This window comes from Bradyrhizobium sp. G127 (assembly GCF_021502575.1).
Classification (GTDB): domain Bacteria; phylum Pseudomonadota; class Alphaproteobacteria; order Rhizobiales; family Xanthobacteraceae; genus Afipia.
Map to the genome: position 1 here is coordinate 679921 of NZ_JAKFGN010000002.1, position 22334 is coordinate 702254.

Consider the following 22334-nt stretch of genomic DNA (forward strand, 5'->3'; position numbering starts at 1 on the left):
CAGGAGTTGCGCCACCGCTCCCGGCCCAACCAGCTGCATAGCGGCCAGTCGGATCGTTCGGCATAAAAAAGGCCAGCTTCCGCTGGCCTTGAAGACTGATGCGCATATACCGAGCCACGGACACCAAAATAATCACCGCAAGGCGATCGTGTCCTATAGCTGCCCAATATCCTCGTTTTCTTTAAATCCCCTGCCCAATTGGTATTTCATTATATCGATGGTCACAGAACACCGTCACAATAAAGCCATCGTCGGTATCGGCATCCCCCAAATTGGTTAAGTAGCTAGATCGATTAAGGTTTTCGCTCCGGTGTGGCTTCTTGCCCACAATCCGGCCACCGCGCAAGAAAAAGGCCGCCCAGCAGGGCGGCCTTTTCGATTGTGAGCATCGGTGCTGAGCAGCGGATTACTCCGCTGGCGGCAACGCCAGAGGTTCGGCTTCCGGAGCCGACGGCACGATGGCAGCCGCCGCCTGCTTCTCGCGCTCGTCGAGGATCAGCTTGTCGCGCTTGGTTGCGACTTCGCGGATCTTCGCCATCGAAGCACCGGTACCGGCCGGGATCAGGCGGCCGACAATGACGTTTTCCTTGAGGCCTTCGAGCGGGTCCACCTTGCCGTTGACGGCAGCTTCGGTGAGCACGCGCGTGGTCTCCTGGAACGACGCCGCCGAGAAGAACGACCGCGTCTGCAAGCTCGCCTTGGTGATGCCGAGCAGCACCGGCGTGCCGGTTGCAATCTTCTTCCCTTCGTCCTTCGCCTTGGCGTTGAGCTGGTCGAACTCGATCTTGTCGATCTGCTCGCCCGAGATCATGTCGGTCTCGCCCTGATCGGTGATCTCGACCTTCTGCAGCATCTGACGGACAATCACTTCGATGTGCTTGTCGTTGATGAGCACGCCCTGGAGCCGGTAAACTTCCTGGATTTCATTGACCAGATAGGCAGCGAGTTCCTCGATGCCCTTGATCGCCAGGATGTCGTGCGGCGCCGGATTGCCTTCGACAATGAAATCGCCCTTTTCGACGATATCGCCGTCCTGCAGATGGATGTGCTTGCCCTTCGGAATGAGGTACTCGCGAGTCTCCTCGTTCTTGTCGACAGGCTCGATCGAAATGCGGCGCTTGTTCTTGTAGTCGCGGCCGAAGCGGATCGTGCCGGCGATTTCCGCGATGATCGCGGCATCCTTCGGCTTGCGGGCTTCGAACAGTTCCGCGACGCGCGGCAGACCGCCGGTGATGTCGCGGGTCTTGGCGCTTTCCGTCGAAACACGCGCGAGGATGTCGCCGGCCTTGACCTTGGCGCCGACGTCCACCGACAGAATGGCATCGACCGAGAGCATGTAACGGGCGTCGCCGCCGCGTGCCAGCTTCAGCACCTTGCCATCCTTGCCCTTGATGACGATCGCCGGACGCAGATCGGCACCGCGGCCGGTCGTGCGCCAATCGATAACCACGCGCTTTGCGATACCCGTGGATTCGTCGAGCGTTTCCGAGATCGACTGGCCTTCAACCAGATCCTCGAACCCGATGGTGCCTTCGACTTCGGTCAGAATCGGGCGTGAGTATGGATCCCACTCCGCAATGCGCTGGCCACGCTTGATCATATCGCCGTCATCGACGCGCATGCGCGCGCCGTACTGAATACGATGCGTCGCACGTTCGGTGCCATCCGGATCGACAACCGCGACGACCATGTTGCGAACCATCGCAGCGTTGAAACCTTCGCTGTTGGTCGCGATCGCCTTATTCTTGATGACGATCTTGCCGTCGAAGTTCGACTCGATGAACGACTGCTCGTTGATCTGCGCCGCGCCGCCGATGTGGAACGTGCGCATGGTGAGCTGCGTGCCGGGCTCGCCGATGGACTGCGCGGCGATAACGCCGACAGCCTCGCCGTGGTTGACCGGCGTACCGCGGGCAAGATCGCGCCCGTAGCACTTGCCGCAGATGCCGTTGACCAGTTCGCAGGTCAGCGCCGAGCGGATCTTCACTTCCTGGATGCCAGCCTGCTGGATGGCGTCGACGTGAGTCTCCTCCATCAGCGTGCCACGCTTGACGACAACCTTGTTGGTCGCCGGATCGCGCAGATCCTCGCCCGCGGTGCGGCCGAGAATACGCGACGCCAGCGAAGCCACGACCGTGCCCGCGTCGATGATCGCGCGCATCTTGATGCCGAGCTTGGTGCCGCAGTCGTCTGCAGTGATGATGCAGTCCTGCGCCACGTCCACCAGACGGCGGGTGAGATAGCCCGAGTTCGCGGTTTTCAAGGCGGTGTCGGCCAGACCCTTACGGGCGCCGTGGGTGGAGTTGAAGTACTCCATCACGGTCAGGCCTTCCTTGAAGTTCGAAACGATCGGCGTTTCGATGATGGAGCCGTCCGGCTTGGCCATCAGGCCGCGCATACCGGCGAGCTGACGCATCTGCGCCGGCGAACCGCGCGCACCGGAATGAGCCATCATGTAGATCGAGTTGATCTGGGAATCTTCGCCCTTCGAGTTCTTTTTGACGGAGGAAATTTCCTTCATCATCTCTTCGGCGATTTTTTCCGTGGCCTTGGACCAGGCGTCGACCACCTTGTTGTACTTCTCGCCCTGAGTGATCAGGCCGTCGTTGTACTGCTGCTCGAATTCCTTCGCCATCGAGCGGGTGTCGTCGACGATCTTCCACTTGCCGTGCGGCACGACCATGTCGTCCTTGCCGAACGAAATGCCCGCCTTGAAGGCGTTGTAGAAGCCGAGCGCCATGATGCGGTCGCAGAAGATCACCGTCTCCTTCTGACCGCAGTGACGGTATACCTGATCGATCACGCCTGAGATTTCACGCTTCGTCATCAGCTTGTTGATGGTGTCGAAAGGCACCTTGCCGTGCTTCGGCAGCACCTGCCCGAGCATGACTCGACCGGCGGTGGTGTCGTAGATCTTCGAGATCGTCTTGCCTTCCTCGTCGATCCCGGTCCACCGGTACTTGATCTTGGTGTGCAGGTGGATGACCTTCGAGAACAGCGCGTGCTCGATCTCCGCCATGTCGCGGTAGACCTTGCCCTGGCCCTGCAGGCCTTCGCGCAGGATCGACAGATAGTACAGACCCAGCACGATGTCCTGCGACGGCACGATGATCGGCTGACCGTTCGCGGGATGCAGGATGTTGTTGGTCGACATCATCAGGACGCGCGCTTCCAGCTGCGCTTCAAGCGACAGCGGAACGTGCACGGCCATCTGGTCGCCGTCGAAGTCTGCGTTGAACGCGGCGCAGACCAGCGGATGAAGCTGGATCGCCTTACCCTCGATCAGCACCGGCTCGAACGCCTGAATGCCGAGACGGTGCAGCGTCGGCGCGCGGTTCAGCAGCACCGGATGCTCGCGAATAACCTCGTCGAGAATATCCCAGACCTCGGGACGCTCTTTTTCAACGAGCTTTTTCGCCTGCTTCACGGTGGTGGACAGACCCTTGGCGTCGAGCCGCGAATAGATGAACGGCTTGAACAGTTCGAGCGCCATCTTCTTCGGGAGACCGCACTGATGCAGGCGCAGTTCGGGACCGACCACGATCACGGAGCGGCCGGAATAGTCGACGCGCTTGCCGAGCAGGTTCTGACGGAAGCGGCCCTGCTTGCCCTTGAGCATATCGGCGAGCGACTTCAGCGGGCGCTTGTTGGCGCCGGTGATGACGCGGCCGCGGCGGCCGTTGTCGAACAGCGCATCGACGGCTTCCTGCAGCATGCGCTTTTCGTTGCGGATGATGATGTCCGGCGCACGAAGCTCCATCAGCCGCTTCAAACGGTTGTTGCGGTTGATGACGCGCCGATAGAGATCGTTCAGGTCGGAGGTCGCAAAGCGGCCGCCGTCCAGCGGCACCAGCGGACGCAGGTCCGGCGGAATTACCGGCACCACGGTCATGATCATCCATTCCGGCTTGTTGCCGGACACGCGGAACGCTTCGACGATCTTCAGGCGCTTGGCGAGCTTCTTGTGCTTGATGTCGGACTCGGTCTCGGCCATCTCAGCGCGAAGCTGACCATCGAGCTTCTCGAGCTCAAGGCCCTTCAGCAATTCGCGGATCGCTTCCGCGCCGATCATGGCGGTGAAGCTGTCCTGACCGTACTCGTCCTGCGCGCGCAGATACTCTTCTTCCGACAGCAGCTGACGGTCCTTGAGCGCGGTTAGACCCGGCTCCAGAACGACGTAGTACTCGAAGTAAAGAATCCGCTCGAGGTCTTTCAGCGTCATATCGAGCAGCTGGCCAATGCGCGAAGGCAGCGACTTCAGAAACCAGATGTGCGCAACAGGCGCGGCCAGTTCGATGTGACCCATGCGCTCGCGCCGGACGCGCGACAGGGTCACTTCGACCGAGCACTTCTCGCAGATGATGCCCTTGTACTTCATGCGCTTGTACTTGCCGCAAAGACATTCGTAGTCCTTGATCGGCCCGAAGATGCGCGCGCAGAACAGGCCGTCACGCTCCGGTTTGAACGTGCGGTAATTGATGGTTTCCGGCTTCTTGATCTCGCCGTAGGACCACGACAGAATCTTCTCAGGCGAAGCGATCGAAATCCGGATCTGGTCGAAGACCTGAGCCGGCGTCGTCGGATTGAAGAGATTCATAATTTCTTGGTTCATCGTATTCTCCTCGCGTGCCGACCGTCATCGGCAGCAAATTCGAAACTCGTCGGTCGTCTCGCGCCCTGCCCGACGTTCAAGCAAGGCACGAATGCCCGGCACTCAAGCCGGGCATGAAATCTTGATTACTCGGCGGCCTCGGAGGTCGTCGTCGGGCTGAGCTTGGAATTGTGCAGGTCGACGTTGAGGCCGAGCGAGCGCATTTCCTTGACCAACACGTTGAACGATTCCGGGATACCCGCTTCGAACGTATCGTCGCCGCGCACGATGGCCTCGTACACCTTGGTACGGCCGGCCACGTCGTCCGACTTCACGGTCAGCATTTCCTGGAGCGTGTACGCCGCGCCGTAAGCCTCGAGCGCCCACACTTCCATTTCGCCGAAACGCTGTCCGCCGAACTGCGCCTTGCCGCCCAGCGGCTGCTGGGTAACGAGCGAGTAAGGGCCGATCGAACGCGCGTGGATCTTGTCGTCCACGAGATGGTGCAGCTTGAGCATGTAGATATAGCCCACCGTCACATTGCGATCGAATTGGTCGCCGGTCCGTCCGTCGTAGACCGTCGACTGACCGGACTTGTTGAGTCCGGCGAGATCGAGCATGTCCTCGATGTCCTTCTCCTTGGCGCCATCGAACACCGGCGTCGCGATCGGAACACCGGCGCGCAGATTCTTGCCAAGCTCCATCAACTCCGTGTCGTTCAGCGTCTTGATGACCTCGTCGTCGCCATAGACCTTCTTCAAGGTCTCCTTGAGCGGCTTGATGTCCGACTTGCCGTGACCGTAGTAGGCATCGACCGCCTGCCCGATCCGCTTGCCGAGACCCGCACAGGCCCAGCCAAGATGCGTTTCGAGAATCTGGCCGACGTTCATGCGCGACGGCACGCCGAGCGGATTGAGCACGATGTCCGCATGCGTTCCGTCTTCGAGGAACGGCATGTCTTCGATCGGCACGATCTTCGACACCACGCCCTTGTTGCCGTGACGTCCGGCCATCTTGTCACCTGGCTGAATCTTGCGCTTCACCGCGACGAAGACCTTGACCATCTTCATCACGCCGGGCGGCAATTCATCGCCACGCTGCAGCTTCTCGACCTTGTCGAGGAAGCGCTGTTCAAGGCCCTTCTTCGATTCGTCGTACTGCTTCCGCATGGCTTCGATTTCAGCCATCAGCTTGTCGTTCGGCGACGCGAACTGCCACCACTGCGACTTCGGATACTCCTCGAGCACCGCGCGGGTGATCTTGGTATCCTTCTTGAAGCCCTTAGGACCGGCAATACCCTGGCGGTTTTCCAGCAGTTCCGACAGACGTCCGTAGACGTTGCGGTCCAGAATCGCCTGTTCGTCGTCGCGGTCCTTGGCAAGACGCTCGATCTCTTCCCGCTCGATCGCCAGGGCGCGCTCGTCCTTGTCGACGCCATGCCGGTTGAACACGCGAACTTCCACGATCGTGCCCTGCACGCCCGGAGGCACGCGCAGCGAGGTGTCGCGGACGTCGGAAGCCTTTTCGCCGAAGATGGCGCGCAGGAGCTTTTCTTCCGGCGTCATCGGGCTTTCGCCCTTCGGGGTGATCTTGCCGCACAGGATGTCGCCGGCGCGGACTTCCGCGCCGATGTAAACGATGCCGGCTTCGTCGAGGTTCTTCAGCGCTTCTTCCGACACGTTCGGAATGTCGCGCGTGATTTCCTCAGGCCCCAGCTTGGTGTCGCGGGCCATGACTTCGAATTCCTCGATGTGGATCGAGGTGAACACGTCGTCCTTCACGATCCGCTCGGAGAGCAGGATCGAGTCTTCGAAGTTGTAGCCATTCCACGGCATGAACGCGACGAGCACGTTGCGGCCGAGCGCGAGTTCGCCGAGGTCGGTCGACGGACCATCGGCGATGATGTCGCCCTTGCGCACCTGATCGCCCACCTTCACCAGCGGACGCTGGTTGATGCAGGTCGACTGGTTCGAGCGCTGGTACTTCATCAGACGATAGATATCGACGCCCGACTTGGTCGGATCGAGATCTTCCGTGGCGCGGATAACGATACGCGTCGCGTCGATCTGGTCGATTACGCCGGTGCGGCGGGCCGCGATCGCAGCACCCGAGTCCCGGGCCACGACGCCTTCCATGCCGGTGCCGACGAACGGCGCTTCGGCGCGCACCAGAGGCACGGCCTGACGCTGCATGTTAGAGCCCATCAGCGCGCGGTTGGCGTCGTCGTTCTCGAGGAACGGGATCAGCGCCGCGGCGACCGAAACGAGCTGCTTCGGCGATACGTCCATGTAGTCGACCTTGTCCGGCGTGATCTGAAGAACTTCGCCGGCGTGGCGGCAGATCACCAGGTCGTCGGTGAAGCGGCCCTTGTTGTCGAGCGGCACGTTTGCCTGCGCGACGCGGTAACGGCCCTCTTCCATCGCCGAGAGATAGACTACCTCGTCGGTGACGCGGCCGTCCTTGACCTTGCGGTAAGGCGTTTCAACGAAGCCGTACTTGTTCACGCGCGCGAAGGTGGCGAGCGAGTTGATCAGACCGATGTTCGGGCCTTCCGGCGTCTCGATCGGGCAGATACGGCCGTAGTGCGTCGGATGCACGTCGCGGACTTCGAAGCCCGCCCGCTCGCGTGTCAGACCGCCCGGTCCAAGCGCCGAGAGACGGCGCTTGTGGGTGATTTCCGACAGCGGGTTGGTCTGGTCCATGAACTGCGAAAGCTGCGACGAGCCGAAGAACTCGCGCACGGCCGCGGCGGCTGGCTTCGCGTTGATCAGGTCCTGCGGCATGACGGTGTCGATATCGACCGACGACATGCGCTCCTTGATCGCGCGCTCCATGCGCAGCAAACCGATGCGGTACTGGTTCTCCATCAACTCACCGACCGAGCGCACGCGGCGGTTGCCGAGGTGATCGATGTCGTCGATCTCGCCCTTGCCGTCGCGCAGATCGACCAGCGTCTTGATGACAGCCAGAATGTCTTCCTTGCGCAGCGTGCGCATGGTGTCCGGCGCATCGAGTTCGAGGCGCATGTTCATCTTCACGCGGCCGACGGCCGACAGATCGTAGCGCTCGGAGTCGAAGAACAGCGACTGGAACATGGCCTGCGCCGAGTCGATGGTCGGCGGCTCGCCCGGACGCATCACGCGATAGATGTCGAACAGCGCATCTTCACGCGTCATGTTCTTGTCGGCAGACAGCGTGTTGCGAATGTAGGGACCGATGTTGACGTGGTCGATGTCGAGAATCGGCAGTTCCTTGTAGCCCTGCTCGTTCAGCGACTTCAGCAGCTTCTCGGTGATCTCCTCGCCGGCCTCGGCGTGGATTTCGCCGGTCTTCGGGTTGACGAGATCTTCCGCGAGATAATTGCCGACGAGTTCCTCGTCGGACATCCGAAGCGCCTTGAGGCCCTTTTCCTGCAACTGCCGCGCAGCGCGCACGGTCAGCTTCTTGCCGGCTTCGAGCACAACCTTGCCCGAGTCGGCGTCGATCAGGTCGTTGATCGTCGAGTAGCCGCGGAAACGGTCAGCCGCGAACGGCACGCGCCAGCCTTCCTTGGTGCGCTTGTACTGAATCTTCTTGTAGAAGGTCGACAGGATTTCTTCGCCGTCGAGACCCAGCGCGAACATCAGCGACGTCACCGGAATCTTGCGGCGGCGGTCGATACGCGCAAACACGATGTCCTTGGCGTCGAACTCGATGTCGAGCCAGGAACCGCGATACGGAATCACGCGCGCGGCGAACAGCAACTTGCCCGACGAATGGGTCTTGCCCTTGTCGTGATCGAAGAACACGCCCGGCGAACGATGCATCTGCGAGACGATAACGCGCTCGGTGCCGTTGACCACGAAGGTGCCGTTCATCGTCATGAGCGGAATGTCGCCCATGTAGACGTCCTGCTCCTTGATGTCCTTCACGGACTTGGCGCCGGTTTCTTCGTCGATATCGAACACGATCAGGCGCAGCGTCACCTTCAGCGGCGCAGCGAAGGTCATGCCGCGCTGACGGCACTCGTCGACGTCATACTTCGGCTGTTCGAATTCGTAGCGGACGAATTCGAGCTGCGACGTTCCGGAGAAATCGTTGATCGGAAACACCGAGCGGAAAACCGCCTGCAGGCCTTCATCCAGCCGCCCGCCGGCTGGTTCGTCGACCATCAGGAACTGGTCGTAAGACGCCTTCTGAACCTCGATGAGGTTCGGCATCTCCGCGACTTCCTTGATGTGTCCGAAGAACTTGCGAACGCGTTTGCGACCGGTGAACGTTTGCTGCGACTGCGCCATCGTGGCCTCTCATTTTCGCCGCCCTTGACTGGCGGCATCTTCCGGAGTGCGATGGGCACCGCCCCCGGGTTGAATTTCAAATCGCCGAGGCAACCGCCGAAGCAAAACGCTTCAAACAAACTGCCAAGTATCGCGGCATCCGAGCTTCAATCGGCAGGGACACACCGAACCGAATCTCAAGACGCAAAATGACGCGCGGGGCGCTGGTGGCGCCCTGCCCGTCAAACAAAACCTACGGCCTGTTAAAGCCCGAAATCTCTCGTCTCCCGACGTCCCGCCTTGAACTCGTTCCGGGTTTCAAAGGGCGATCCGTCCTTTCGTGCCTCCGCCTATATGGGCGGCAATCGCGGCGATTCGAGGGGGTCAATCATCGAACCGTCACACTTTAATGTGTCCGACTGCGGCCTCGCGGCAGCTCCCGGTCTTCCAGCGTCACGGCCGGGCCTTGGCCCGGCCATCGACGCCTTTGTTTATCGAGATCCCCGGATCGCTCGGCTTCACCGCCCGCCCGGAGATTTCGCTTAAATAACCGTCGGTTACTTAAGCTCAACCTTGGCGCCAGCCTTCTCGAGCTGAGCCTTGATCTTCTCGGCTTCGTCCTTGGCAACACCGTCCTTAACGGGCTTCGGTGCGCCTTCGACGAGGTCCTTGGCTTCCTTGAGGCCCAGGCCGGTGATGGCGCGGACTTCCTTGATGACTTCGATCTTCTTGTCGCCAGCCGAAGCGAGAACGACCGAGAACTCGGTCTTTTCTTCAGCGGCGGCAGCACCGCCACCGCCGGCGCCCGGAGCAGCAGCCACCGCAACGGCGGCAGCAGCCGAAACGCCCCACTTCTCTTCGAGAAGCTTCGCGAGTTCGGCAGCCTCGAGAACCGTGAGGCTCGAGAGGTCGTCCACAATCTTCTGCAAATCAGCCATTTTATGTTTCCTTAGCGTATCAGTTCGAACCAGTTGAGATGGAGAATGGCGTCACGCCGCTTCACTCTTCGAGGCATAGGCCTGAACCACGCGAGCCAGCTTCGCAGCAGGCGCGGTGGAGAGCTGAGCGATCTTGGTCGCAGGCGCCACAAGGAGGCCGACGATCTTCGCGCGCAGTTCATCAAGCGACGGCAGCGAGGCAAGCGCCTTCACAGCGTCGGGATTCAGGACAGTGGTTCCCATCGCGCCGCCCAGGATGACGAACTTTTCGTTCGTCTTGGCGAACTCGATGGCAACCTTGGGTGCTGCTACCGGATCGTTAGAAGTCGCGATCACGGTCGGCCCCTTCAACAGGGAGCCGATGGAAACAACATCCGTGCCTTCAAGAGCAATTTTGGCGAGACGGTTCTTCGAGACCTTCACCGAGGCGCCAGCCTGCTTCATCTGCGTCCGCAGAGTCTGCATCTGGGCAACGGTCAGGCCGGAATAATGAGCAACGACCGCAACGCCCGTGGTCTTGAAGACCTCGTTCAGCGTTTCGACCGCCTCTTTTTTTGCCGCTCGTTCCACAGCAAGCTCTTTCCGGTTGGCGGTCCGCTTGAGACAGAACCGCCGGGTTGCACCGATCGTCCTGCCCGCTGGCCTCGAGACATTCATCTCTCAACACGTCGGGCACGACGACATTTCGGAAGCCTGCCCTCCCGCTCCGGCTGCCTTGCGGCCCGCCTGAACGAGGTGTCGAGGTTCGAACCAAATCCGCAGCCGCCACCAATTGGCGGCGGGTCACGAAATCCGGTTTTCACCCGTCTGTGCAGGGAATTAAGCGAAGCCGCTTCCACAAGGGATTCGGCCAGGCACCTGCAGTCTTGGACAGGATGGGATTTTCCCCGGCTTCACGCCGAAGAACGCCCCCGCTCATTTTCCTTCGTCAAAACAGCGGCTTTCCCTTCCTTGTGAGCAATCCATGCGGAATGATCGACGAGGAATAGGCTCCTATTGGTCTGATTTTCGGAAAACGAACACGGACGCGCCAGCGACAGCCAGCACGCCCGGAAGGGATTGTTTAACGGTTCGGGAACGCGTTGCCAAGGGGATTCTGGTCCCTTGAAGCATTTTCCGGGCCAGAAGCGGCCCGGCCCCGTCGGCGTGGAGACCTCCTATTGCATAGCCGGCACAGGTCTTCAGCTCAACCCTTTGTATCTGCAGTAATTTTCGGACAGGCCGCGCCCGCCGCCGCCCACGCCTTGATGAGTTCGCCAAACTGCTTCTGGGTACCCGGAGCCGGTGTGCGGTTGCCGCCCGGATTCCAGCCCCAGCCGACCAGTTCGTCCTCAGCCATGTGCTTCACCAGCGCAGCCATGTCCTTGCCGCCGTTGCGCTCTCTGTCCTTGATCTGAACGCAGATCTGGCCGAGCGACTTGCCCTGCCAGGCCATCTCGGCAGGTGCCAAGGCCCACTTCGGATTGCCGGGCACGCCCGCGGCATCGAAGTTCGCATCGTGATGGCAGGTGTTGCACGCCAATCCGCTCGCGGCACCGACGCCCCCGTCGCCCCGCACCACCAGCGGCATATGCGGACGCATCCTGTCGGTTTGCGTCGGACGCTCGGTCGCCGGATGGCAATTCATGCAGCGCGGCGACTGAATGACCTTGCCAGCCTCCTCAAACAGCGCGACCGCCCGCTTATTCTTGTCCTTGATCTTGTCGAAGCTGGACACCGGCTTGAGCACGGCCGGGTTTTTGATCGGCTCGACTGCCGCGTCGGCCTCGTCGCGGAGTGTCGGCGCCGCGAATGCGAGCACCGTCGCGGCAATGGCACCCGCTCCGAGCGCCATCACACCTTGTCTGAGCAAGCTCATGCTGAAGCTCCCGGCACGATCGGCAGTTGACGCGGACGAGTCTGTCCGAGCTTCGCCATCGCATTGGCGACCGCAGGACCGATCGGCGGCACGCCCGGCTCGCCGACACCGGTCGGCTTCTCGCTCGACTGCACGACGGTCACATGGATCTCGGGCATCTCGTTGATGCGCAACGAGCGGTAGTTGTCGAAATTACCCGTGGTGACCCGGCCGTCCTCCATCGTGACATCCGCATAGAGAATGTGGCCGAGGCCGAAACCGATGCCGCCTTCCATCTGCGCGCGGATGATGTCCGGATTGACGGCGATGCCGCAGTCCACCGCGCACCACACCTTGTGAACTTTCGGCCCCTCCTCGGTCATCGACAGTTCGACAACCTGCGCGACGAAGGTATTGAAGCTCTCCACCACCGCGACGCCCCGCGCACGGCCGGGATCGAGTTTCGCGTTCTTCCAGTCCGACAGTTCGGCGACGGCGCGAAGCACACCGGCATGGCGCGGCTTCTTGCCCATCAGTTCGAGACGCCCTTCGACGGGATCTTTCCCCGCGGCCTCCAGCAGTTCGTCGACAAACGCTTCGACCGCGTAGCCTGTATGGGTGTGCCCTACCGAACGCCACCACAGCACCGGCACGCCGACATCGACCTGATGCAGATCGCATTTGAAGTTGGCGACATCATAGGGAATTTCATTCGAGCCTTCGTAGGCAGTCGAATCCATGCCGTCCTTGAACGTCATCGCCTCGAACGGAGATCCCTTCATGATCGACTGACCGACGATAGTGTCGCTCCAGGCCTCGATTTTGCCATCGCGCACCACACCGCGCATCCGATGCACGCTGAACGGACGGTAGTAACCGCCGCGCATGTCGTCCTCGCGGGTCCATACCAGCTTCACCGACTTCCCCGGACCGATGGCCTTCGCCACCTCCGCAAGTTCGGCTGCGACATGCACCGTCTGCTGCGCGCGGCGTCCGAAGCTGCCGCCGGCGAGAATAGTCTTGAGCGAGACCTTCTCCATCGGAAGATCGAGAATCTTTGCGATGGTGGCGTGGTCAGGCGTCGGAAATTGACTGCCGTAGCGCGCGGACGCCGTTTCGCCGTCCCACTTGATGAAGCCGTTGAGCGGCTCCATCGCCGCATGCGCCAGATAGGGAAACACGAACTCCGCTTCGACGACGCGACCGCCCCTGGCCATCGCGGCTTCAAAGTCGCCTTCCTGCTTCACCGTCTTGCCGGGCGTTTTTGCCAGATCGCGGAATTCGGTCAGCAGTTGCGCGGTGCCGCGCTTTTCCGCCTTGCTGTCATCCCATGTGATCTTCAAGAGATCGCGCGCGGTCTTCGCCGGCCAGAAGCCCCTGGCGTAAACCGCGACGCCGGTCGGTACCTGCTTGATGTCGACCACGCCGGGAACGGCCTTCGCCGCCGTCGCATCAAACGACGCCACGGTCCCGCCGAACCTCGGAGAACGCGCGACCACCACCGTCAGCATGTCGGGTTCGTGAATGTCGAGCGTATACTCGGCGCTGCCGTTCGACTTCGCGGCGCTGTCGAGCCGTTTGACCACGCCTTCCTTGCCGATCAGTTTGAACTGCGATGGATCCTTCAACTTCGGATCGGCCGGGACCGGCAACTGATTGGCTTTTTCAACGAACGCGCCGAAACCGCTCTGCTTGCCGGACGGATGTTTGATGACCCCGTTCTCGACCGTGATCTCGGAGGCGGGCACATTCCATTCGCTGGCGGCGGCAGCTACCAACATTTCGCGCGCCGCCGCACCGACCTTGCGCATCTGCTCGTAGGAATTGGCGATGGCACTCGATCCGCCGGTGCCCTGCACGCCGAACAGGAGATTCTTGTAGAGGACAGGATTGGATGGCGCGTGATCCGCACGCATCTGCGACCAGTCGGCATCAAGTTCTTCGGCGACGAGGGTCGCCATGCCGGTGAAAGGTCCCTGCCCGAACTCGATGTGCTTGCACAGCACCGTCACTGTGTTGTCCGGCGCGATGACGAGAAACGTGTTCGGCGTGATGTTGACACTCGTTGCCGCAGGCGCGCCCTGCGCAAACGCCTTGCCGCCGCGCGCAAGATAAGCGCCGATCACAAGACCCGCGCCACCCTTGAGGAGCGAGCGCCGCGAAAGAGCCGACGAACGTGTGATGGATTCTTTGATGTGAATGTTCATGGCTCAGCCCTCCAGCGACTTGGCAGCATCGTGGATCGCGGCGCGTATGCGAACATACGTGGCGCAGCGGCAAATATTGCCGTTCATCGCGAGGTCGATATCGTTGTCAGTCGGCTTCGGATTGAGCTCGAGCAGCGATGCCGCGCTCATGATCTGGCCGGACTGGCAGTAACCGCATTGCGGCACGTCCAGCGCCACCCAGGCCTTCTGAACGGCCTGCGCTTCGCGGCTCTTGATACCTTCAATGGTGGTGATTTCGCTGGTGCCGACCGCCGAGACCGGCAGCGCGCAGGAGCGCATCGGCTGACCATCGACATGCACGGTGCATGCGCCGCATTGCGCGACACCGCATCCGTATTTTGTGCCGGTCAGGCCCGCACCATCGCGAATGGCCCAGAGGAGAGGAGTTTGCGGGTCGACATCCACACGATGTTCGCCGCCGTTGATCTTCAGTGTGTAGGCCGCCATGGCCGCATTCCTTCTGATTACGACAGAAGGAACGCTTCTACATTCGACTCGTTCTAATCGGCAATCAAACTAATGTGCACTGCGATGCTGAATATTTTTTGAGTTTAAGAGGAACAAAATCTCGCAACTCGCGTTGCAGCCTCCCATATAAGTTCGCACCATCCGCACGATTGATGACATTTATATTTTTCGTGAGTCACGTCACTGGATATCGCAGTGGCTTGCCTGAAAAAAAGGCATGGAGGTTTGCGAGCACGCAATCCTGCATGGCGACATGCGATTCGATCGTGTGCCCACCGATGTGCGGCGTCAGCACCACATTGGAGAATTTAGTCAGCGCGTCCGGCGCATGCGGCTCTTTTTCGTAAACATCAAGCCCTGCGCCCGCGATCACGTTATTTTCAAGCGCGGCCACCAGTGCCTTCTGATCGATCACCGAACCGCGCGAGATGTTGACGATGGTCCCCTGCGGACCGAGCTTCTTCAAAATCCCGGCATCGACTGCATGCTCGGTATCCGCCCCGGCGCGCACAGCTACCATCAGAATATCGGACCACTCCGCCAGCGCGGCGAGCGACGCGTGATAGGCGTAAGGCACATCGTGTTTGCTACGGCTGAAGTAAGCGACCTCGGTTTCGAATGCCGCGCAACGCGCCGCGATCTTGCGTCCGATTTCACCCATGCCATAGATGCCGATCTTGCGTCCGGTCATGCCGGGGCCTGGCCGCATCGACGGGGACGGCTTCGCGCCCGACCATCCTCCGCTGCGGACGTAATCGTCCGCGGGCAGAAGACGCCGAGTCGTTGCCAGCATCAGGGTCATGGCGAGATCGGCGACCGACGCCGCGTTCGCCGCCGGTGAATTGCCGACCACAATCCCGCGCTTTTTCGTCTCGGCGAAATCCACACCGTCATATCCCGTGCCGTAACAAATGATCGCGCCGAGCGATGGCAGCGTGTCGAGCACCTCGGGCGGGATCACCTGCCCGCCCGCAGTAATCATCACGCGGATCGCTTTGAGCTGACCAGCGCTGAACGTCTCGATCGGCAGTTTGCCCGCGCCGTCGAGCAGATCGTAGTGCTCGCCAATGCGCACCATCTGCGCCTTGGGAAATCGTGAGTAGATCAAGACTTGCTGCTTCATGGATGCCCTTTACCCCGACCACGCGAACCGCGCTTTGCGCTGCGCCGTCGTTACGATGCAGGTACATTGCCCTGTGACCAGTTGTCACGCGAAAGAATGGATTTCGCGACAGCAATGCAAATGCAGATGGTTATTCGACGTCTCGCGATCTCGCGAGAATTTTTCATTTTTGCGTCAAAACAGCACGTTGACCCGCGCCAAAGGGGCTGCGTTGCATAAGCGCATGCGTCCGGAGCGCCCTGCTTCGCAGATCGCAGACTGTTTCATTGACCATGGAAGGAACGGAATATGAGGCTTAAATCCATCGTGGCATCGGCGCTGGTCGCGCTCGGCGTCGCGGCGGCTCCGGCGACCGCGCAGGATGCCAAATCCCCACTCGTTACCACTGAGTGGCTCGAGAAGAACCTCAACGATCCCAAGCTCCGCATTCTCGAAGTCAGCGTCGAGCCCGGCCTCTACGAGCGCGGCCACATTCCCGGCGCCCAGAATGTGGTCTGGACCACCGACTTGGTCGATAAGCTCGAACGCGACATTGCCAAGCCGGAAACTTTCCAGGCGCTGGTGAAAAAACTCGGCATCAACTCCGATTCGACCGTGGTGCTCTACGGTGACAACAACAACTGGTTTGCCGCATGGGGCGCGTGGGTGTTCGACGTGTATGGCGTGAAGAACGTCAAACTGCTCGATGGCGGCCGCAAGAAATGGGAGGCTGACAAGCGGCCATTCGACACCCGCGCCGTCTCGCTGGAGCCGGGCAACATCAAAATCACCGAGCGCAACACCAAGCTGCGCGCGCGGTTGGCCGATGTGGTCGATGCCTCCAGGTCGAAGAACGCCGTGATCGTCGACATCCGCTCGCCGGACGAATTTAGCGGCAAGATCTTCGCTCCTCCCGGCTCGCAGGAACTGAGTGTCCGCGCAGGCCACGTCCCCGGCGCAATCAATGTGCCGTGGGGCAAGGCGGTTGCCGAAGACGGCACCTTCAAGTCGAAGGAAGACCTCAAGAAGCTTTATGCCGACGCAGGCATTGATGGCTCTAAGCCGATCATCACCTACTGCCGGATCGGCGAGCGTTCCAGTCACACCTGGTTCCTGCTCACCAAGATTCTCGGCTATGACGTGAAGAATTACGATGGCTCATGGACCGAATACGGCAACACGGTCGGGGTGCCGGTCGTCAACACCGCAGGAACGGTCTGGGGTGTGAAGTGACGCAAGGTGATGGTATTCCGGAGACGCGAACAGCGTCCCCGGGAAATCGACTGAAGACGCCGGACCATCGTCCGGCGTCTTCGGCGTTTGGCTGGTCGCGTCCAACGGCGGCGATTGCCGCTGCCCTTCTCGCCGCGCTGGCTGCGGTCGCTTACATCCTCCACATTCAGGGACATCCTGCGCTTGCGTTGTCGATCGTGTTCGGCGCGATCTTCGGTGTGGTCCTGCAGCGGTCGCGCTTCTGCTTCTTCTGCATGTTTCGCGACTGGTACGACAAAGACGACCCGCGCGGCCTGTTCGGTTTGCTGGTTGCGCTCGCTACCGGCATCGCCGGCTATACGCTGATCTTCGGCGCCTGGCTGCCGGACGCCGCCACGGGACGGCTGCCGCCGGACGCATTTATCGGCCCGGTCAGCGTCGCGCTTGTTGCGGCCGGCTTTGCGTTCGGAGCGGGGATGGCAATATCCGGCTCCTGCGTCAGCGCGCATCTCTATCGACTCGGCGAAGGTTCTCCGACCGCGCCCTTCGCACTGCTTGGGACGGTTGCGGGTTTTATTCTCGGCTTTGCCACATGGAATAACATCTATCTCGCCGCAGTCGCAGATGCACCGGTGTTGTGGCTGCCGCAAACACTCGGCTATGCAGGCGCGCTGATCGCCACATTGGTTGTACTGGCAGTGATCGCATGGGCGCTGTCGCGCACGTCGCGCACCGTGGCGCTTTCATCGTCCCCCGCGTCGAACTTTCCGGTCGCTTTGCTCGTGACACGCTGGCCGGCGTGGATCGGCGGCGCGATCATCGGCGCGCTGGGCACGGTCGCCTATTTCCGCATTGCTCCGCTGGGCGTTACCGCCGAAATCGGCAGTCGCGCGCGGCAGGTGGCCTCCGGCCTTGGCGTTGCACCGCCGCGTCTCGAAGGCCTCGATACATTGCGCGGATGTATCAGCGTGGCGGGAGACGCCCTGTTCTCGCGTAACGGCGCTTTCATCCTGGCACTTGTGGTTGCGTCGTTTGCAGCCGCTCTCGCTGCGGGACAGTTTGCACCTGCATGGCCGCGTCCCGCTCAGATCGTGCGCGGCTTTGCTGGCGGCATACTTCTCGGATGGGGCGCGATGACAGGTCTTGGTTGCACCGTCGGAACGCTGCTATCCGGCATCATGGCGGGCGCGCTGTCGGGCTGGGTCTTCGCAGCTGCCGTATTTATCGGAATCGCAGTGAAGCTTTCCGCGGGACGGCACACAGGCCTTCTTCCCCGGCCCTGAGCGCCAGCACAAATAAAGAAAGGCGGAGCGATGATCATCGCTCCGCCTTTTTTCAGATCAGATTGCACTCAGGAGTTGAGGCTGCCCGGCTCGACCTTAACGCCCGGACCCATCGTAGACGAAACCGCGACGCGCTGAACGTAGGTGCCCTTGGAGCCCGCAGGCTTCGCCTTCACCACCGCGTCGGCAAGCGCCTTGATGTTCTCGACCAGCTTTTCTTCCGAGAACGAGGCCTTGCCGATACCGGCCTGAATGATCCCCGCCTTCTCGACGCGGAATTCGACCGAACCACCCTTGGCGCCCTTGACGGCGTTGGCGATGTCCATGGTGACGGTGCCGATCTTCGGGTTCGGCATCATGCCGCGCGGGCCGAGCACCTTACCGAGACGACCGACCAGCGGCATCATGTCGGGAGTTGCGATACAACGATCGAAGTCGATCGCACCGCCCTGCACCTTCTCAACGAGGTCTTCAGCGCCGACAACATCCGCGCCAGCGGCCTTGGCTTCCTCAGCCTTGGCGCCACGCGCGAACACGCCGACGCGTAGCGTGCGGCCCGTGCCGTTCGGCAGGGTGACAACGCCACGGACCATCTGGTCGGCGTGACGCGGATCGACACCGAGGTTCATCGCAATCTCGATGGTCTCGTCGAACTTCGCCGAAGCGCGTTCCTTGACCATCTTGATTGCATCGGTGATCGGATAGAGCTTCTCGCGGTCGATACCCTCACGGGCTTTGACCAGTTTCTTGCCAACAGCCATGATCGTTACCCCGCTACCTGAAGACCCATCGAACGGGCAGAGCCCTCAACCATTTTCATGGCTGCTTCGACGGTGTCGCAGTTGAGATCCTTCATCTTCTTCTCGGCGATCTCGCGCACCTGCGCTTTGGTCACCTTGCCGGCGGAATCGCGGCCCGGCAACTTGGAGCCGGACTGAATCTTCGCTGCCTGCTTGAGGAAGTAGGACATCGGCGGGGTCTTCATCTCGAAGGTGAACGACCGGTCCGCATAAATGGTGATGACCACCGGGATCGGGGTGTTCTTTTCTTCCTTCTGCGTCTGCGCGTTGAACGCCTTGCAGAATTCCATGATGTTGAGGCCGCGCTGACCAAGCGCGGGACCGATCGGTGGCGACGGGTTCGCCGCACCGGCCGGCACCTGAAGCTTCAGGTATCCGGTCACTTTCTTTGCCATGCTTTACTCCTTCAAACGGCCCGGACCATTCCGGACCTTCCTAAGGACCGTGGTGCGGTTCGACAGGCGGCTGGCGACCGGCTGTCTCCTCCCACGGCATTCTCATCGCCATCACAGCATGATGGCGAAAACGATCAGACCTTTTCGACCTGACCGAATTCCAGTTCGACCGGCGTTGCACGTCCGAAGATCGACACCGCGACCTTCACGCGCGAACGGGCCTCGTCGATTTCCTCGACCACGCCGGAGAACGACGCGAACGGACCATCGGCGACCCGCACGTTCTCGCCGATCTCGAACGATACGGACGCCTTCGGCCGCTCCACACCCTCCTGCACCTGATGCAGGATGCGCATGGCTTCGGCTTCCGTGATCGGCTGCGGCTTGTTTTCCGCGCCGAGGAAGCCCGTCACCTTCGGGGTGTTCTTGATCAGATGAAACGCCTCGTCGGTCAGGTTCATCTTCACCAGCACGTAGCCCGGAAAGAACTTGCGCTCGGCGTCGATCTTGCGACCGCGGCGCACTTCCGTGACTTTCTCGGTCGGCACCAGAATCTGTTCGAACAGTTCTTCAAGCCCGCGCTGCTTGGCCTGCTCGCGAATGGATTCGGCAACCTTCTTTTCGAAGTTGGAATAGGCGTGAACGATGTACCAGCGCATGCTCATTGTTTCGGTTCCGCGCTCAGGCCTGAATGCCGAGAAGATAAGTAATCAGGACGCGAATGATCTGGTCCGCGACGAAGAAGAAAATCGAGGACACCGCGACCATAATGAACACCATGATAGTAGTGATCATGGTCTCGCGACGGGTCGGCCAGGTGACCTTCGCGGTCTCCGAGCGCACTTCCTGCAAGAATTTGAACGGGCTGAAAGCCATCGCCGGTTGTCCGCATCCATAGTGCCGGGAAAACATCTTATCCTGGCGTGATTTCAGGTATTTCAGGAATCCGGACAGCCCTCTCGTGTGCCCAACCCTCTTTTGAAGGATGAGCCGCCAAGCGGGCTCGATTGTCCGGGGATTTCAATGCCGCGCCGGATATCCGCCAAGGCGGGCCGACAGCAGGTGCCGTTATCTACTGTGGGACGGGGCTGAGGTCAAGGTACGGGACCCGCGCCGGGAGGCCGGGATCGGCGGTATTTCCAGCCAAAATGGCAGGAGCGGCAGGGCTCGAACCTGCGACCCTCGGTTTTGGAGACCGATGCTCTACCAACTGAGCTACGCTCCTACAGGCCCGCCTCTATAGCGAACCATTTTCGCTCCGTCACGCCCCGTCTTCGCGTTTTCTCGCCGATTTCTTTGCGATTTCCTGACGAATTCCCCCACCATCTCCACGCAATTAAACCTCTGATGGAACCCGGTTTCCGGTAATTGCCGCGGTCCGGCACGGCGCGTAGATTGCGGCCACGCTCAACCGGGTGGGGAAGAAACGGTTTGCCGCTTCGCAATGCCATACGCCGCATGTCGCTCACCCACCGGCTGCTGGCGCTTACCCTCGTTGCGTCCCTGCCTGGCCTTGCGGCGGTCGGATATGGCTCGTTCGACCTTCGCAACACGCGCTACGCCGAAGTGCGAGCTGAAGCCCAACGCAACGCACAGGTCGTCGTCTCCGAAATCGGCCAGATATTCGACGGCATTCAGGGAGCGCTTCGCGCCGTGGCCGAAGCCGACGAGGTCAGCCGGCCCGACAACACCGCCTGCACTGACTACATCGCGCGGGTTCGGCCGAGTATCGAGCCGCTGACGGGCATTCTGATCGTGGGACTGGACGGCAACATCCGCTGTCTTAGCGAGCCGAGCCTTGGCTCTCCCAATCTTGCCAATCGCGACTATTTCCGCGAGGCCATCGAGCAACGAAAATTCACGATCGGACCATTCATCGCGAGCAAGCTCTCGAACCGCAACGTCATTCCGATGGCCGTTCCGATCGTGCGGAACGACAGGGTCGAAGGCGTGGTGGTTGCCGGACTCAACCTCGAATGGCTGGGACACCGATTGAAGCAGCGCGGCGTCCAGCGCGGCGGCGCAGTCCTCATTGCAGACCGCAGCGGCACGGTCGTGTCCCGCGAACCGTTTCCGGAAAAGTATGTCGGCAACAAATTACCCGACAGCCTCGGCCGGATCGGAAAATCCGCGCCGGGAAGCGAGGACATCGTCGGCGTCGACGGCGTTCCCCGCATTATCGGATATATTCCAGCCGCCCTCACCCCGTTCGGACTCTATGTCAGCAGCGGCATCTCGCACAGCGAAGCATTCGGACCTATCGATCGCGCCGTCCGCAACAGCTTCGCGCTGTTCGCGCTGGGAAGCGCGGTCGCATTCCTGCTGGCGTGGCTGGTCGGCGAGAGCATCATCCGCAGGCCGCTGATGCGCATGGTGGCAACCGCGGAGGCTTGGCGGCGCGGTCACGATGCAGCGCGCACCGGCATTGTCGGCCGCAGCGACGAGATTGGCATTCTCGGTCAGACCTTCGACCGGCTGATGGACGAGAACGCGATGCGCGAGGAGTTGCGCGCCACTGCCGAAGAGCGCCGCGAGATTCTCGTTCACGAACTTGCGCATCGCGTCAAGAACACGCTGGCCACCGTTCAGTCGATTGCATCCCTGAGCTTTCGCAACAGTCAGGGGCCGGAAGCCCTGCGCCAGTTTCACGAGCGCCTGCAGGCTCTGGTCAGAAGCCACGATCTGCTGACGCGGAAAAATTGGCAGCACGCCGATCTGTCGGAGGTCGCCGAGGCCGCGATGGCCCCCCTGAAAGAAGAACGCGGGCACCGCTTCACGATTTCAGGACCACCGGTGAGCCTACCCCCAACGACAGCGGTGCCGATGGCGATGATCCTGCACGAGCTGTGCACCAACGCGCTGAAATATGGCGCGCTGTCGAACGAAAACGGCCGCGTCAGCATCAACTGGACAGCGAAGCCGGATCTAACCAGCACCAAAATCAGCCTGATCTGGAGCGAAAGCGGCGGCCCCAGCATTCAGCCACCGGCGGAAGAAGGGTTCGGGACAAGGTTGATCGCAAATCTTAGCCGTCAGCTGGGCGGCCAATGCAATTTCCGCTATCCCCCTTCGGGCCTTGTCTGCCACCTTAACATTGTCTCGCCGCTCGACGAGCCGCGGGACAGCTAACCGGCCGGGTATTTCCACAGATTCGCTGGGCGAACTTGCGCCATGCCGATGGCCCAAAAGCCGGTTTCTTAACGGCATGTTGATCCAAATCGCCT

15 protein-coding genes and 1 tRNA gene are annotated in these 22334 nt (G+C 61.1%); 3 read left to right on the forward strand and 13 right to left on the reverse strand.

All coding sequences use genetic code 11. From position 1 onward, the window contains the following. Window positions 1-406: 406 nt before the first annotated feature. The 8 genes from rpoC to LVY71_RS15285 form a co-directional block, all read right to left on the reverse strand. Window positions 407-4612 (reverse strand): DNA-directed RNA polymerase subunit beta', encoded by a 4206-nt coding sequence (gene rpoC, locus LVY71_RS15250; protein WP_235100700.1) that lies wholly within the window; start codon window positions 4610-4612, stop codon window positions 407-409. Between the two features lie 125 nt (window positions 4613-4737). After that, window positions 4738-8868: a DNA-directed RNA polymerase subunit beta gene (gene rpoB / locus LVY71_RS15255; protein WP_235100701.1), complete on the reverse strand. Its 4131-nt coding sequence runs from the start codon at window positions 8866-8868 to the stop codon at window positions 4738-4740. Between the two features lie 536 nt (window positions 8869-9404). Next, on the reverse strand, window positions 9405-9785 hold the full coding sequence (rplL, locus tag LVY71_RS15260) for a 50S ribosomal protein L7/L12 (RefSeq protein WP_235100702.1): 381 nt from the start codon (window positions 9783-9785) through the stop codon (window positions 9405-9407). Window positions 9786-9836: 51 nt separating this feature from the next. Then, a complete protein-coding gene (rplJ, locus tag LVY71_RS15265) occupies window positions 9837-10355 on the reverse strand; it encodes a 50S ribosomal protein L10 (protein ID WP_235100703.1) in 519 nt (172 codons plus the stop codon). Window positions 10356-10971: 616 nt separating this feature from the next. Next, window positions 10972-11643: an Isoquinoline 1-oxidoreductase subunit gene (locus LVY71_RS15270; protein ID WP_235100704.1), complete on the reverse strand. Its 672-nt coding sequence runs from the start codon at window positions 11641-11643 to the stop codon at window positions 10972-10974. After that, window positions 11640-13829 carry a xanthine dehydrogenase family protein molybdopterin-binding subunit gene (locus LVY71_RS15275; protein ID WP_235100705.1) on the reverse strand — a complete coding sequence of 730 codons (2190 nt, stop codon included), beginning with the start codon at window positions 13827-13829 and terminating at the stop codon, window positions 11640-11642. Before LVY71_RS15275 ends, LVY71_RS15270 begins: the two co-directional genes overlap by 4 nt. A gap of 3 nt (window positions 13830-13832) precedes the next feature. Next, on the reverse strand, window positions 13833-14297 hold the full coding sequence (locus LVY71_RS15280) for a (2Fe-2S)-binding protein (RefSeq protein ID WP_235100706.1): 465 nt from the start codon (window positions 14295-14297) through the stop codon (window positions 13833-13835). A 196-nt stretch (window positions 14298-14493) separates the two neighbouring features. After that, the gene (locus LVY71_RS15285; protein ID WP_235100707.1) at window positions 14494-15441 is read right to left on the reverse strand and encodes a 2-hydroxyacid dehydrogenase; all 948 of its coding nucleotides are present in this window, start codon (window positions 15439-15441) and stop codon (window positions 14494-14496) included. Window positions 15442-15729: 288 nt separating this feature from the next. Here LVY71_RS15285 and LVY71_RS15290 point away from each other — a divergent pair, with 288 nt between their 5' ends. Together LVY71_RS15290 and LVY71_RS15295 are read left to right on the forward strand one after the other, a co-directional pair. Further along, entirely contained in the window at window positions 15730-16653 is a 924-nt protein-coding gene (locus tag LVY71_RS15290) for a sulfurtransferase (protein WP_235100708.1), read from the forward strand. Continuing rightward, window positions 16650-17915, forward strand: coding sequence for a YeeE/YedE family protein (locus LVY71_RS15295; protein ID WP_235100709.1), 1266 nt, complete (start codon window positions 16650-16652; stop codon window positions 17913-17915). Before LVY71_RS15290 ends, LVY71_RS15295 begins: the two co-directional genes overlap by 4 nt. Window positions 17916-17983: 68 nt before the next feature. Here LVY71_RS15295 and rplA read toward each other — a convergent pair whose 3' ends face one another. The 5 genes from rplA to LVY71_RS15320 all read right to left on the reverse strand — a co-directional run bounded on the left by rplA (window position 17984) and on the right by LVY71_RS15320 (window position 20335). Then, on the reverse strand, window positions 17984-18676 hold the full coding sequence (gene rplA / locus LVY71_RS15300; RefSeq protein ID WP_235100710.1) for a 50S ribosomal protein L1: 693 nt from the start codon (window positions 18674-18676) through the stop codon (window positions 17984-17986). A gap of 5 nt (window positions 18677-18681) precedes the next feature. Continuing rightward, window positions 18682-19110: a 50S ribosomal protein L11 gene (gene rplK / locus LVY71_RS15305; RefSeq protein ID WP_235100711.1), complete on the reverse strand. Its 429-nt coding sequence runs from the start codon at window positions 19108-19110 to the stop codon at window positions 18682-18684. 134 nt (window positions 19111-19244) lie between these two features. Continuing rightward, complete coding sequence (gene nusG / locus LVY71_RS15310) at window positions 19245-19775, reverse strand: transcription termination/antitermination protein NusG (protein WP_235100712.1); 531 nt, start codon at window positions 19773-19775, stop codon at window positions 19245-19247. A gap of 16 nt (window positions 19776-19791) precedes the next feature. Continuing rightward, window positions 19792-19986 (reverse strand): preprotein translocase subunit SecE, encoded by a 195-nt coding sequence (secE, locus tag LVY71_RS15315; protein ID WP_235100713.1) that lies wholly within the window; start codon window positions 19984-19986, stop codon window positions 19792-19794. 273 nt (window positions 19987-20259) lie between these two features. Further along, window positions 20260-20335: transfer RNA gene (locus LVY71_RS15320), tRNA-Trp, on the reverse strand. 233 nt (window positions 20336-20568) lie between these two features. On the opposite strand from LVY71_RS15320, the gene LVY71_RS15325 reads away from it, so the two are divergent. Continuing rightward, entirely contained in the window at window positions 20569-22239 is a 1671-nt protein-coding gene (locus LVY71_RS15325) for a sensor histidine kinase (RefSeq protein ID WP_235100714.1), read from the forward strand. The last annotated feature ends 95 nt before the right edge of the window (window positions 22240-22334 follow it).

Excerpts from the sequence above, each read along its gene's own strand:
- LVY71_RS15290 (WP_235100708.1), top strand. The coding sequence starts at position 15,730 with ATGAGGCTTAAATCCATCGTGGCATCGGCGCTGGTCGCGCTCGGCGTC.
- nusG (WP_235100712.1), bottom strand. The coding sequence starts at position 19,775 with ATGAGCATGCGCTGGTACATCGTTCACGCCTATTCCAACTTCGAAAAG.
- LVY71_RS15325 (WP_235100714.1), top strand. The coding sequence starts at position 20,569 with ATGTCGCTCACCCACCGGCTGCTGGCGCTTACCCTCGTTGCGTCCCTG.
- LVY71_RS15285 (WP_235100707.1), bottom strand. The coding sequence starts at position 15,441 with ATGAAGCAGCAAGTCTTGATCTACTCACGATTTCCCAAGGCGCAGATG.
- LVY71_RS15270 (WP_235100704.1), bottom strand. The coding sequence starts at position 11,643 with ATGAGCTTGCTCAGACAAGGTGTGATGGCGCTCGGAGCGGGTGCCATT.
- LVY71_RS15280 (WP_235100706.1), bottom strand. The coding sequence starts at position 14,297 with ATGGCGGCCTACACACTGAAGATCAACGGCGGCGAACATCGTGTGGAT.
- rpoC (WP_235100700.1), bottom strand. The coding sequence starts at position 4,612 with ATGAACCAAGAAATTATGAATCTCTTCAATCCGACGACGCCGGCTCAG.
- rplK (WP_235100711.1), bottom strand. The coding sequence starts at position 19,110 with ATGGCAAAGAAAGTGACCGGATACCTGAAGCTTCAGGTGCCGGCCGGT.
- rplL (WP_235100702.1), bottom strand. The coding sequence starts at position 9,785 with ATGGCTGATTTGCAGAAGATTGTGGACGACCTCTCGAGCCTCACGGTT.
- LVY71_RS15275 (WP_235100705.1), bottom strand. The coding sequence starts at position 13,829 with ATGAACATTCACATCAAAGAATCCATCACACGTTCGTCGGCTCTTTCG.
- rpoB (WP_235100701.1), bottom strand. The coding sequence starts at position 8,868 with ATGGCGCAGTCGCAGCAAACGTTCACCGGTCGCAAACGCGTTCGCAAG.
- rplA (WP_235100710.1), bottom strand. The coding sequence starts at position 18,676 with ATGGCTGTTGGCAAGAAACTGGTCAAAGCCCGTGAGGGTATCGACCGC.
- secE (WP_235100713.1), bottom strand. The coding sequence starts at position 19,986 with ATGGCTTTCAGCCCGTTCAAATTCTTGCAGGAAGTGCGCTCGGAGACC.